Raw genomic sequence first — 12,865 nt, 5'->3', positions numbered from 1 at the left:
GATTCGCGCCTGTCGGCGTGCCGTCTAAGATGACCCGCATGGCCAAAAAATCCTCCTTCGTGCATCTGCATAACCACACCGAGTTCTCCATGTTGGACGGCATGGCGAAGGTGGACATGCTCGCCGACGAAGTTGTGCGCCAGGGCATGCCTGCGGTGGGTATGACCGACCACGGCAACATGTTCGGTTCGAACGCGTTCTACCGCCGTATGGTGGATGCCGGGGTCAAGCCGATCATCGGCATCGAGGCGTACATGGCCCCGGAGTCCCGTTTCAACAAAAAGCGCGTGCTTTGGGGCACCCCGGATCAAAAGCGTGACGACGTTTCCGCTTCCGGCGCGTACTTGCACCAGACGATGTTGGCGGAAAACGCGACGGGTCTGCGTAACCTGTTCAAGCTGTCGTCGCTGGCGTCCTACGAGGGCCAGCTAGGCAAGTGGCCGCGCATGGACGCGGAGCTGATCGCCGAGCATGCGGACGGCATCATCGCCACTACGGGCTGCCCGTCGGGTGATGTGCAGACGCGCCTGCGCCTCGGCCAATACGACGCGGCGCTCGAGGCGGCTGCGATGTGGCAGGACATCTACGGCAAGGACAACTATTTCCTGGAGTTGATGGACCACGGCCTGCACATCGAGCGTCGTGTTCGCGAGGACCTGCTGCGCATCGGTGAAACGCTCGACCTGCCGCCGCTGGTGACCAACGACTGCCACTATGTGCTCGAGTCCCAGGCGCCGGCGCACGAGGCGATGCTGTGCGTGCAGACGGGCAAGACGCTGCTTGATCCGGACCGCTTTAAGTTCGACGGCTCCGGCTACTACATCAAAACCGCAGAGCAGATGCGTGAACTGTGGGATTCCACGGTGCCGGACGGCTGCGACAACACACTGTGGATCGCGGAGCGCGTGGGCGACTACGGCGAGCTGTGGGAGGAGCACCCGCACGACCGCATGCCGATCGCGGACGTGCCCGAAGGCCACACCCCGACGACCTGGCTGCGCGAAGAGGTATTGCGCGGTCTAAAGGAGCGTTTCGATGGTGGAGAGGTGCCGGAGGAATACCTGACGCGCGCGAGCTACGAGATCGATGTCATCGACATGAAGGGCTACCCGTCCTACTTCCTTATCGTGGCGGAGCTGATCAAGCACGCCCGTGAGATTGGCATCCGCGTCGGACCGGGCCGCGGTTCTGCGGCGGGCGCCCTGGTCGCGTACGCGCTGACGATCACCAACATTGACCCGATGGAACACGGCCTGCTCTTCGAGCGATTCTTGAACCCGGAGCGCCCGTCCGCGCCGGATATCGATATCGACTTCGATGACCGCCGCCGCGGAGAAATGATCACCTACGCCGCAGAGCGCTGGGGCGAAGACAAGATCGCCCAGGTGATCACCTTCGGCACGGTGAAGACCAAGCAGGCGATTAAGGACTCGGCCAAGGTGAACTTCGGCCAGCCCGGCTTTCAGATGGCGGACCGCATCAACGGCGCACTGCCGCCGGCGGTCATGGCGAAGGACATTCCGCTATCCGGTATCACAGACCCGGAGCATGAACGCTACAACGAGGCTGCGGAGGTCCGCTCGCTGATTGAGACGGATCCGGACGTGGCCAAGATCTATGAGACGGCCCGTGGCCTAGAAGGCGTGGTCAGGCAGGCAGGCGTGCACGCGTGTGCCGTGATTATGGCGTCGGTGCCTCTGATGGACCACATTCCGATGTGGAAACGTCCGGCGGACGGTGCGATCATCACCGGCTGGGACTATCCGGCGTGCGAGGCCATCGGCCTACTGAAGATGGATTTTCTGGGGCTGCGCAACCTCACGGTGTTGGGCGACGCGCTGGAGAACGTGAAGAAAAACCGCGGCGAAACCATCGACCTTGAGGCACTCGACACCGACAACCAGGCGGTCTACGAGCTGCTCTCGCGCGGCGACACACTAGGCGTGTTTCAGCTGGACTCGGGCGGCATGCAGGAGCTGCTCAAGCGCATGAAACCGACCGGATTTAACGATATTGTCGCCTCGCTGGCGCTGTACCGCCCGGGTCCGATGGGTGTGAACGCCCACTGGGATTACGCCGACCGTAAGAACGGGCGCAAGCCGATTACGCCGATCCACCCGGAGCTGGAAGAACCGCTCAAGGAGATCCTGGATGAGACCTACGGCCTGATCGTCTACCAAGAGCAGATCATGAACATCTCGCAGAAAGTGGCGAACTACACGGCGGGCCAAGCAGACGGCTTCCGCAAGGCCATGGGTAAGAAAAAGCCGGAGGTGCTGGCGAAGCAGTACGAGACGTTTTCCGCCGGCATGTTTTCCAACGGCTACTCCAAGGAGGCCGTGGATGCGCTGTGGGGCACGATCGAGCCGTTCGCCTCGTATGCGTTTAACAAGTCCCACGCCGCGGGCTACGCGCTGGTGTCCTACTGGACGGCGTACATGAAGGCGAACTACGCCGCCGAGTACATGGCGGCACTGCTGACCTCTGTGGGCGACAAGAAAGATAAGTCCGCGATCTACCTGTCGGACTGCCGCCACCTGGGCATTAGCGTGCTGCAACCGGACATCAACGAGTCCGAAGAAAACTTCATGGCTGTTGGCGAAGACATCCGCTACGGGCTTGCCGCTGTGCGAAATGTAGGCGTGGAAGTGGTGGAGTCCATCAAGAAAACCAGGAAGGAAAAGGGCTCCTTCACCAGCTTCTCGGACTACCTGGACAAGATCGAGCTGGCGGCCTGCAACAAGCGAATCACAGAATCGCTGATTAAAGCCGGGGCATTCGACTCGCTGGAGCACCCGCGCAAGGGGCTCATGCTCATCCAGGAAGACGCCGTCGATTCCGTTCTTGCCACAAAGAAGGCGGCGGACAAGGGGCAGTTCGACCTCTTCGCCGGTTTCGGCGGGGAAGATGGCGCCGACAACTCCGCGTTCACCATCGAGGTGCCTGACGACGAATGGGACCGCAAACACAAGCTCGCACTGGAACGTGAGATGCTCGGCCTGTACGTCTCCGGCCACCCGCTCGACGGCTTCGAGGAGGCCATCGACGCGCAGACGGATACCCAGCTGACCACCATCCTCTCCGGCGAAATGCGCAACGGGGCAGAAGTGACCATCGGCGGGCTGATCTCCACCGTGGACCGCCGTTTTTCCAAGAAGGACGGCTCTCCGTGGGCGATCGTGACCATCGAGGACCACCACGGCGCACAGGTGGATGTGCTGCTGTTTAACAAGGTGTACGCACTGGTCGCGCCTCAGATCGTGGAGGACAACATCATTCTGGTCAAGGCGCATGTTTCCATCCGCGACGATCGTATGAGCCTGTTCGGCGACGACGTGAAGGTGCCGGAGCTCGGCCCCGGCAACGGTGCCGGGCTGCCGCTGCGGTTGACCATGCGCACCGATCAGTGCACAGCGGAGAACATCGCCAAGCTTAAAGGCGTGCTGGTGAACAACGCTGGCGATTCCGATGTCTACCTGAATCTGGTCAACGGAGAACACAGCCAGCTGATGATTCTGGGTGACCACCTGCGCGTGAACCGCTCAGCTAGCTTGATGGGTGACCTCAAGGCGACACTCGGCGCCGGGATCTTGGGCTAGCGCTCGGCCCCAAACCAAACGGAAAGCCCCGTCCGGTCACACCGGACGGGGCTTGGCGTATACGCAGCAGGCCTTACTTCTTGTTAGCCATCTTCTTGATGCTCTCCTTCAGCCCTGGGACAGCGCCCACGACAACCATGAGGGAGCTGATCGCCGCTGCGAGTGCAGTGACCCAGAGCGAGATCTTGCCGATGATATCGAGCGCCTGCTCCTCGTAGGAGGACGGCTGCAGCCATGCCGGCGGGGTGTAGGTCGCCGTCGGAGTGACGGTCGCGACGTTGCTGCCCGTCGGCTTCTCATTGCCGGTGGTGGACGGAGTGGTGGTAGCCGGGGTGGTGGTGCCAGTGGTCGCCGGAGTGGTAGTACCGGTCGGCTCGACCACTACCGGACCCTCCTTTGTGGGGGCTGGCTCGTTGGTCTTGGTGGACGCCGTGGTGGTCGGGGCGGAATCCTGCGTTGCCGTGGTGGTCGGCTCCGCAGAGGCGGACGTGGTCGTCGTCGAAGTATCAGCTTCGGCGGCGGCTGCGGCACCCGCAAGGGAGCCAGCTGCAATTGCGGTGGCCGCGAAGGACACGGCTACGAAACGGGACTTCATTGATTGACCTTCCTCAGGCGAAAGAGAGCGGGTGGGTTAGAAGGGAAGGTTTGGGAGCTGGAAGTTAGGCAGCTCAACCTTCGGGGTGTGCAGGTGCGGCAGACCCAGGCCGAACTGAGCGTTGACCATGTCGACGATCTTGTTCGCGCCACGCGGGTCGGAGAACACGATCAGAGCGGTGGTCAGCACAGCACCGAGCGTTCCGGAGAAGACGCCCACCAAGGTGCCCTGGGAGGAGCCGGAGGACTTGTTGGTTTTGCCCTGGTTGGTTTTGCCCTGGTCGGCCGGCTGGTCGGACTCGCCCTCCTGCTGGTTGGTCTCGCCCTCCTGCTGGTTGGTCTCGCCCTCCTGCTGGTTGGTCTCACCCTCCGGCTGGCCTGCCGGCTGGTCAGATGCCGTCTGGTTGGTCTCAGCCTCCTGAGCCATCGCCGGGACGGTGGCCAGGGACAGGGCAGTTGCAGCAGCCACGGCTGCGGTGGAAATACGCTTCATTGTTTTCTTATTCTCCTCGTAAAAGATCCAAAACTGTCGATGTAGGCGCTGTGCCTTACATGACACCCCGATGAACCTAGCAGGTTTATGGTTAAAAATGTAGTGAAGCGGTGGCGTTTATTTCATGGACAACAGTTGTCCGCCGCCATCGAGTTACTTGGCAAACACCGAGTTCACAACGTTGCCGAGTGCGCCCAGAGCGCCGATCGCCAGCGCCACAGCAGCAAGTGCGATCGCAATCACACCGCCGTGAGAAAGGGTGCTGCCGGCAGCGTTCTGGCCCGGCTGCGCGGGCTCGGTAGGCTTGGCGGGTGCCTCGATGAGCGAGTCCACCTTAAACACGGTGGTGGTGCCGGAGACCTCGTTGCCCACGATCAGCAGGTTCTCGCCGTTCGGGGAGTCCTTCTCCGACACGAACGTGAGGCCCTCAGCTCCCAAGTCGCCAACCTTCTCTAGCCCGGCCTTTACGGCGTCGTCGCTCTCGTCGGCAAGTTCTTCCATATTGATGGAGAAGTCGCGGTTGTTGATGTAGGCGGTGTAGGTCGGCTTCGCCGGATCGGTGATGTCGTAGACCATCACGCCGCCGAGTCGCTCGAAGCCGATGAACGCGTAAGTGCGGCCGTTGATCTCGCCGACGGTGACACCCTCGGGCTCCGGCCCCTTGTCGTCGGAGCGGGACTCGAACTCGTTTTCCGTGTGGTTGGTGTTGAAGTGCTCCGGCAGAAGCTTCGCGGTGAGCGCCTCGAACTCGGCGCCGGAGTCGAACACGCGCTTGCCGTCGGCGGTGAAGATAGAGAAGCTGCGGCCGCCGTAGGTGTAAAGGTCCTCGTAGCAGTCCTTCTCTTCGTTCAAACCGAACGCGGTGGTGATCTTCAACCGGCCCGCGTTTTCGTCGGCCTGGAATTCCTCGATTTCGCCGGCGGTCATGCCCGCGTAGCCCTCGCAGATCGGGGCCGCCTTCTTGCCGCCCAGCTTCTTGATGCGCTTCTCCTCGGAGTAGGCATCCCAGTCGCGCGCGTCGCCCTCGTTGGCCGTGACCAGGTAGGTCGTGCCGTCGACCTCGTAGGCGGCGATGGAATCCGGCTGCAGAATGCCCTTGACCGGTGCGGTGCGGAGGTCGATCTTGTCGTCCTTGTCGGAGATGTCCATTGGCACCTCGCGGCGGTCGGTGTAGCCCAGTGGCCACACGTCCTCGACGGTGGCGGTGGCGATGTCCACCACGGCGACGGCGTTGTTTTCCTGCAGCGTCACGTACGCCTTGCCGCCTGAAACTGCGATGTATTCCGGCTCGAGGTTCTGTGCCTCGGTGGTGGAGGCGCCCACCTGGCCGTAGATGTGCACGCCCTTGTCCGCCAAGGTGCCCTCGAACGCAGTGAAGTCAGCGGTGCGCACATCGGCCTGGGTCGCGGCCTTTAGAGCATCAGGCAGCTTTACGACGGCTACGCTGCCCTCCGGATCAACCGAGTAATCCTCAGCGGGCTCGCCTTCGTTAGCCACCAGTGCGTAATCGCCCTCCGGGGTGATGGTCACCATGTCCGGCAGGGCACCGACACCCACGCGGCCGAGCACGGTGCCGGGCGTGTCAGCGCCGGCGTCGAAGAAGATCAGTTCACCGGCATCGGTTTTGTTCTCTGGCTCGACGGTGGCCACCGCGAGGCCGTCGGCACGCACAGCGACGGAGTTGATGGTGGTGTTCTCTCCGCCGGAAACCTCGCCGACCTTGGTGGGTGTGGAGGGGTCAGCCGCGTCGAGGACGTCGATCTTGCCGGAGAGCGCGTTGACGGTGAGGATGCGCTTGGAATCGGCGTGGAAGGCGACAATCTCGGCGGCGGAATCGTCAAAGGCGCCTGCGCCGTAGGAACCCAGCACCGAGATGTCGGCGGTAGCACCGTCGGCAAGATCCTTCACCGGCTCAGCAACGACGGCGGCGGTTGCCGGGGAGACAAGGCCGAGGGTGAGGGCGGTGGCGCACCCGGCGGCGAGGCCGGTGCGGGAGATGCGATTTCCGGACATAGGTGAACCTTTCAAGAGGCTGTAAAAACGAACTGAAAATGAGTACGTGCTCTTGTGTACAGCCTGAAGGTGGGCGCGAAGTTACGGTGAGGTGAAGGGGGAGTAAACAAGACGGGCAGTTGTAGACTCGCTAACCATGCGCACAGCCACACCGAACACGTCCGACTCCGACTTCGAGGAAGTCCGCGCAGCCGACATCCGGTTCGCGCAAGGCCGGATCTCATCGGTGATTTCTCCGACTCCACTGCAGTACTGCCCGCGGCTGTCGGAGCAGTACGGCGTGGATGTCTACCTCAAACGCGAGGACCTGCAGGACGTGCGCTCCTACAAGATCCGCGGTGCCTACTACGGCATCTCCCGGCTGAGCGAAGACGCCCGCGCCGCCGGTGTCGTGGCGGCATCCGCCGGCAACCACGCCCAAGGCGTGGCCTACGCCTGCCGCGCGATGGGCATCCAGGGAAGGATCTTCGTGCCCAAGCCCACCCCGAAGCAGAAGCGCGACCGCATCCGCGTCCACGGCGGCGACGCCATCGAACTTGTGGTCACGGGCAACACGTTCGACGAGGCCGCGCAGGCCGCCCGCGCGGACGCCGCGGCACGCGGTGCGACGGTGATCGAGCCGTTCGACTCCCGCGACACCGTGGTCGGCCAGGGCACCGTCGCCGCCGAAATCGTGGCGCAGCTGGCCAGCCTGGGCAAAGAGCTGGACACCGTGCTGGTGCCGGTGGGCGGCGGCGGGCTTATCTCCGGCGTGCTGTCCTACCTGGCCGACATGTCTCCGGCGACGAAGGTGGTTGGGGTGGAGCCGAAAGGTGCGGCATCGTTAGACGCGGCGCACGATGCGGGCGGACCCGTCACCCTGGAGGCCATCGACCCGTTCGTGGACGGCGCGGCGGTAAAGCGCATCGGCGACATCCCGTGGCAGGTTTTCAACGCCCACCGCGACGCCACCGAGCTCTACGCCGCGGACGAAGGCGCGGTGTGCACCGAGATGCTCGGGCTGTACCAAAACGAGGGCATCATCGCCGAGCCCGCCGGCGCGCTGTCCGTGGCGGGCCTGGGGCTGACGGAACTTTCGCCCGGTTCGACCGTGGTGTGCATCATCTCCGGCGGCAACAACGACGTGCTGCGCTACGCCGAGGTGATGGAGCGCTCCCTGGTGCACCGCGGCCTGCGCCACTACTTTTTGGTCAACTTCCCGCAGGAGGCAGGCCAACTGCGCCACTTCCTCAACGACATCCTCGGCGAGGAAGACGACATCGTGCTGTTCGAGTACCTGAAAAAGAACAACCGCGAAACAGGCGCAGCCCTCGTGGGCATCGAGCTTGCACGCGCCGAGGACCTTGCTCCGCTGCTGGGGCGGATGGATGAGTCGGCGATCGACTGCCGCCGCCTGGAGCCGGGCACGCCCGAGTACGACTACATCGTGGCGGGGTAAACCGATGGAGCAGTCGTACGTACGCCCCGCAGATGAGCTGGTCACCCACGAGTTCGAAGCCAAACGCTCCCGGTTCATCGGCTGGATCGCCCGCGCAACCACAGAGGAAGAGGCGCGCGAGGTTATCAACGCCGCCCGCGAAGAATACCCGGACGCGCGCCACCACTGCTCCGCGTTCATTGTGCACCAGGACGCAGCGCAGCCCATCGAGCGCTCATCCGACGACGGCGAGCCCTCCGGCACAGCCGGCAAACCCATGTTGGAGGTGCTCAAAGGCTCCGGCATGCAGGACGTGGTGGCGGTTGCGATCCGCTACTTCGGCGGCATCAAGCTCGGCACCGGCGGGTTGGTCAGCGCATACACCGAGTCCGTGGCCGACACGCTCGAGCACGTCACCCGCGTCACCCGCGAAGTGCGCGAGCTGGGCACCGTGGACTTCGCGCACGCCGAAGCTGGGCGCATTGAGTCGGAGCTGCGCACCGCAGGCATCGACATCGTGGATGTGGAGTACGGACGCGCCGCCACCTACACCCTGGCGTTCACACCGGGGGAGCGCGAGCGTGTGGACGCCCTGTTGGCCGCCACCACTCACGGCGGCGCCGAGATGAAAGAGGCCGGTTACCGCTGGGTCGAACGCGGCGCGTAAGGCGCTACACTTAGACCTCATGACCATGCAGCCGCGCCCCAATGACCCGATCGCACAGCGCAAGGCCGCCGTGCGCCAGTACTCCCGCAACGCCGTCCTGTGGGCCGGCGGCGGCGTTGCCGGAGGCATCGCCTTCGGCCTGATTTTCGGTTCCTGGACCATCTTGTTCCTCGGCCTGGTCGTTGCTGTTGCAGGCGGGTTTACCAACTGGAACAAGGTCCAGCGAATCGTCAACCACAAGGACCAGTACTAGCTTGACCCAGCCAACCATGGCAGCGGTGCGCATCGACGCCTGGCTGTGGGCCGTGCGCATATTCAAAACCCGCAGCCAAGCCGCGGACGCGGTGCGCGCCGGGCACGTGAAAATCGACGGCAAGGCCGTCAAACCCGCCCAGCAGGTCGTCCCCGGCGAGACGGTGCGCGTGTGGAAGGACCACCACGAATACATCCTCGAGGTGGCGGCGACCGTGAGCAAGCGCGTCGGCGCACCGGTTGCCCGGTCGTGCTACGTCGACCACTCGCCGCCGCTCCCGCCGCGCGAGCTATTCGCAGCACCGCCGGTGCGCGACCGCGGCACAGGCAGGCCGACGAAGAAACAGCGACGCGAGATCGACCGGCTGATGGGCCGGCGCAACTGAACTACTCGCCGCGCAAAAGCCGCAAACGGTTAGTCAGCCGCTTACGCCGTACCTGCGGTCGGTTGCCGGCGTCCCAGGTGCGCTCGATGTGCTCGGTGCCGTAGCGGTTGAGCAGCAAATCGTCCACGATGCGCACTTGGCCCGGCACGAAGGGGTAGGACAGCGAGTTCGAGATCGCCTCGATGTCCGCTGGGTTGGTCAGCTCCGCAACCTCGGAGACGTGCTCCATGCCGTGGGCGCGCAAAAGCTCCGTGCAGAAGCGGTAGTCGCCCGCGCGCGACAGCGGGAACTGGTTGCCCAGCAGTACGGTAAGGATGCCCGGCAGGGTCTCCGGGGAGATTTCCGCGTCCACATCGGTGTTGACCTTGTCTGCCGGGTCCTCCGGGTTTGCCAGCGACGCGATCTGGTCGAACTGCTGGTCCGCAAGCTCTATCAGGCCGGCCGCCAGGGTGAACGCCCGGTCCACCTGTGGGTCCAGGTTCTCGGTGGCGCGCTTGTACCGAATGTCGTGCTCGAACTCGGCCCAGGCGTGCTGCAGCACGGTGCGGATCTGCACCTCAAAGACCTGCCCGACGTACTCTTCCAGGCCTTCGGATTGCTCCTGCACCCGCACGATCATGTGGTGCGAGCCGTAACCGAAGCCGCCGGCCACGCGCGTTTCTTCGGCCTTGTCCACGCTGCGCAAAACCTCGAACTGGTCCGCGAGGAGGCGCTGGACTGCCGGGATCTCGGTGGAGTGCAGCACCGTGATGCGCGCGCCGATGATGTCTTTGATGTCGTGCCACGGGTCGGGGTAGACCATCTCGCCGTCGTCGCGCGTCTTGCGGGCCTTTTCCTTCAGCGAGGTCCAGGACTTCACGCGCGCGTCCACGCGGTCGAAGTTGACGCCGGCGTCGCGCATGAGTTCGTGCAGCGCGTGCCGAAACGCCGTCGCGATGTCGTCGTGTTCGCGCATCCAGGCAAAGTAGGTTGACCCGAGGCGGGCGATGGTGTCGTCCATCGCCTTGTTCCTGGGTTTCGCCGGCTTCGCGGGATGCTTTGCTGTGCTCATAACGGCGGGATAGCTTACATGGACAACAGCGCCGCAGGTAGTTCGGCGCACAGCTGCGACATTTCCACAGTGCCGGAATATTTCTGCCCGGTGAGCTGGTCGGTCCAGGTGCCTTCGGGAAGGGTGAGGGTGGTGCCGCGCCAGCCTCCGGCGCGCTCCAAGCTGAGTGGCGTGCGGGTTGCTACGGCGATGACCTGCGGTTCGTCGTGAAGTGTGCGAGCCATGCTCACTACGTGCTCGCGCGCGGGGCCTGCGGCGAAGATCGCGCGGTAACCGCCGTCGAGGAAGAGCTGTGGGCGCTCGCGGCGCAAGGTGAGGGCGGCGCGCACAACGCGTTGCTTATCGACGTCCTCCGGAGCCCCCTCACCAGCACAAAGCGCCTGATAGTCGACGAAGCGGCGGTTGTCCGGGTCCACCAGCGAGAAGTCCAAAAACTCGGTGCCCTGGTAGGTGTCGGGGATGCCTGGGCCGACCAGCTGTAGCAGTTTGCGGCCGAGGGAGACAGCCACGCCGCCGCGGTCGAGGTCGCGGGCGAAGTCCGCGACGAGGCGCGTAGCGGGGCCATGCGTGAGGTGCGCAATCCACTCGGTCACTTGTGCCTCGTAGTCATGGTCGTTGTCGTACCAGCTCGTCAGCGTGTCCGCCTCACGCACAGCTTTGACCGCGTACGACTGCAGGCGCTGGGTGAATGCTTCGTCCGCGCGGCCGTCACGCGGCCACGCGCCCAGCACGTTGTGCAACAGAAACAGGCCAGTGGCGGTGTCAGGCGGCGGGGTGAGCGCGAACACGTCGTCGACGAGCTGGCTGAATTCGCCTGGCACCTCAGAGATCTCGATCATGCGGGCGCGGGTGTCTTCGCTGCGTTTCGTGTCGTGCGTGGTCAGCGTTGTCATGGTGCGCGGCCATAACCTGCTGCGCTCGTCCTGCAGGAGGTGGAATTCAGCCTGGCTGACGCCGAATCGCCCGGGTGCGCTGCCGACTTCCTGCAGTGCTACCAGACGGCACGCGCGGTAGAACAGGGTGTCCTCCACCCCTTTGGCCATCACCGCTCCGCAGACCTGGGCGAAGCGGTGGGCCGCCTCGCCGTGCGCGGCCAAGGCAGCCGCAACAAGGTCGAGCGCCGCCGCGTCAAACCCGATTGGGCTCTGGGCCAAGTCCGCAATCAGCGTCGCGGTCACTCTCGATAGCGAACGGTAGTCAGCGCGGTAGACGGGCATGCCGGCAACCAGTTCCACAAGCACCTCGGTGAGCGCCGTGTCGCTGACCTGGGAGCCTGCGGAAGAGAGGCTGTCGTGGCGCACCGCGCGGGCGAGCCTGCGGATCTCCGCAGCGAGCTCGTCTTCCGCAACGCGCGCTTTGAGCATCCACTCGGCCTTTTCCACAGCGTGCGCGTCCCAAGTGGTGCCGCTGAAGCGCAACGCCACCGCACCCAGCGCGGTGGCGGCGTCGGTGTTGACAAACACGCCGTCGAATTCGCGCAGCGCGTCGTAGCCGGTGGTGCCGTGGATGTCCAAGTGCGGGTCCAGCGGCTCGTCCGCCGCGAGGATCTTCTCCACGATCAGCCAGGCGTCCTGTCCGATCAGCTCGCGCAGCCGGGTGAGGTAGCCGAACGGGTCGGTCAGGCCGTCGGGGTGGTCGACGCGGACGCCATCGATAAGCCCCTCGCCAACAAGTTCCCGCAGGCAGGAGTGGGTGGCGTTGAAGACGTCTTCGTCCTCCTGACGCACGCCGGCGAGGCCGTTGATGGAGAAGAAGCGGCGGTAGGAGATGATGCCGTCGCGCCAGTACGTCAGCCGGTAGTGCTGGCGCTCGTGCACGGCGGCCGGGTCGTCGTCGAGTCCCGCGTAGCTGCCGGGGGCGAGCGGGAAGACGTGGTCGTAGTAGGTAAGCACGTCCTCGCCATCGAGGTGTTCGAGCTTCAGCGCGTCCGTGTCGCCGGGTGCGCCAAGGACCGGCAGCGCGATTTTGCCGCCCGCGCCGTTGTCCTCGGCCCAGTCGATGTCGAAGAAGTGCGCGTAGTTCGAATCCTGCCCGTGCTTGAGTACGTCCCACCACCACCGGTTGCGCCGCGGCACTTCCACGCCGAGGTGGTTAGGCACGATATCCACCACCAGCCCCAACCCGGCGTCGTGCGCCACACGGGCAAGCCTGCGCAGCCCGTCAATGCCGCCGAGTTCCGGGTTGACCACGGTCGGGTCGATCACGTCGTAGTTGTGGTTGGACTCCGGCGCGGCGGCGAAGATCGGGGAGAGGTAGAGGTGCGAGACCCCGAGATCGGACAGATAGGGCACAAGCTCGGCGGCCTGGGCGAAGCCGAACTCGCGGCCGTGAGGGTCCGCATGCGGGCCGCGCAGTTGCAGGCGGTACGTGGAGGTGATGGGGCGCTTCACGCC

The 12,865-nt window shown here is 64.5% G+C and carries 10 protein-coding genes; 5 read left to right on the top strand and 5 right to left on the bottom strand.

The window, feature by feature from the left end:
* Positions 1-38 precede the first annotated feature (38 nt).
* The gene (gene dnaE, locus CIHUM_RS07345) at positions 39-3,599 is read left to right on the top strand and encodes a DNA polymerase III subunit alpha (protein ID WP_034999224.1); all 3,561 of its coding nucleotides are present in this window, start codon (positions 39-41) and stop codon (positions 3,597-3,599) included.
* 73 nt (positions 3,600-3,672) lie between these two features.
* Here the strand turns inward: dnaE and CIHUM_RS07340 are convergent, their stop codons facing one another.
* The 3 genes from CIHUM_RS07340 to CIHUM_RS07330 form a co-directional block, all read right to left on the bottom strand.
* On the bottom strand, positions 3,673-4,194 hold the full coding sequence (locus tag CIHUM_RS07340) for a hypothetical protein (protein WP_051106353.1): 522 nt from the start codon (positions 4,192-4,194) through the stop codon (positions 3,673-3,675).
* A gap of 36 nt (positions 4,195-4,230) precedes the next feature.
* On the bottom strand, positions 4,231-4,686 hold the full coding sequence (locus tag CIHUM_RS07335; protein ID WP_034998571.1) for a hypothetical protein: 456 nt from the start codon (positions 4,684-4,686) through the stop codon (positions 4,231-4,233).
* A 153-nt stretch (positions 4,687-4,839) separates the two neighbouring features.
* On the bottom strand, positions 4,840-6,699 hold the full coding sequence (locus CIHUM_RS07330; protein WP_034998573.1) for a choice-of-anchor I family protein: 1,860 nt from the start codon (positions 6,697-6,699) through the stop codon (positions 4,840-4,842).
* Between the two features lie 136 nt (positions 6,700-6,835).
* Between CIHUM_RS07330 and ilvA the strand changes: the two genes are divergently transcribed.
* The 4 genes from ilvA to CIHUM_RS07310 are packed head-to-tail and all read left to right on the top strand — an operon-like array spanning position 6,836 to position 9,421.
* Positions 6,836-8,137, top strand: coding sequence for a threonine ammonia-lyase IlvA (gene ilvA / locus CIHUM_RS07325; RefSeq protein WP_034998575.1), 1,302 nt, complete (start codon positions 6,836-6,838; stop codon positions 8,135-8,137).
* Positions 8,138-8,141: 4 nt separating this feature from the next.
* On the top strand, positions 8,142-8,783 hold the full coding sequence (locus CIHUM_RS07320; RefSeq protein WP_034998576.1) for a YigZ family protein: 642 nt from the start codon (positions 8,142-8,144) through the stop codon (positions 8,781-8,783).
* 19 nt (positions 8,784-8,802) lie between these two features.
* Positions 8,803-9,036, top strand: coding sequence for a hypothetical protein (locus CIHUM_RS07315; RefSeq protein ID WP_034998578.1), 234 nt, complete (start codon positions 8,803-8,805; stop codon positions 9,034-9,036).
* A 16-nt stretch (positions 9,037-9,052) separates the two neighbouring features.
* Positions 9,053-9,421, top strand: a complete 369-nt coding sequence (locus CIHUM_RS07310) for an RNA-binding S4 domain-containing protein (RefSeq protein ID WP_034999225.1) — start codon at positions 9,053-9,055, stop codon at positions 9,419-9,421.
* Between the two features lies 1 nt (position 9,422).
* Here the strand turns inward: CIHUM_RS07310 and CIHUM_RS07305 are convergent, their stop codons facing one another.
* On the bottom strand, positions 9,423-10,472 hold the full coding sequence (locus CIHUM_RS07305) for a GTP pyrophosphokinase (RefSeq protein WP_392389860.1): 1,050 nt from the start codon (positions 10,470-10,472) through the stop codon (positions 9,423-9,425).
* A gap of 14 nt (positions 10,473-10,486) precedes the next feature.
* The gene (gene treY / locus CIHUM_RS07300; RefSeq protein ID WP_034998582.1) at positions 10,487-12,862 is read right to left on the bottom strand and encodes a malto-oligosyltrehalose synthase; all 2,376 of its coding nucleotides are present in this window, start codon (positions 12,860-12,862) and stop codon (positions 10,487-10,489) included.
* Between the last annotated feature and the right edge of the window lie 3 nt (positions 12,863-12,865).

Source organism: Corynebacterium ihumii (assembly GCF_028609825.1).
GTDB lineage: Bacteria > Actinomycetota > Actinomycetes > Mycobacteriales > Mycobacteriaceae > Corynebacterium > Corynebacterium afermentans.
This window is presented reverse-complemented; position numbering and strand designations above follow the sequence as displayed.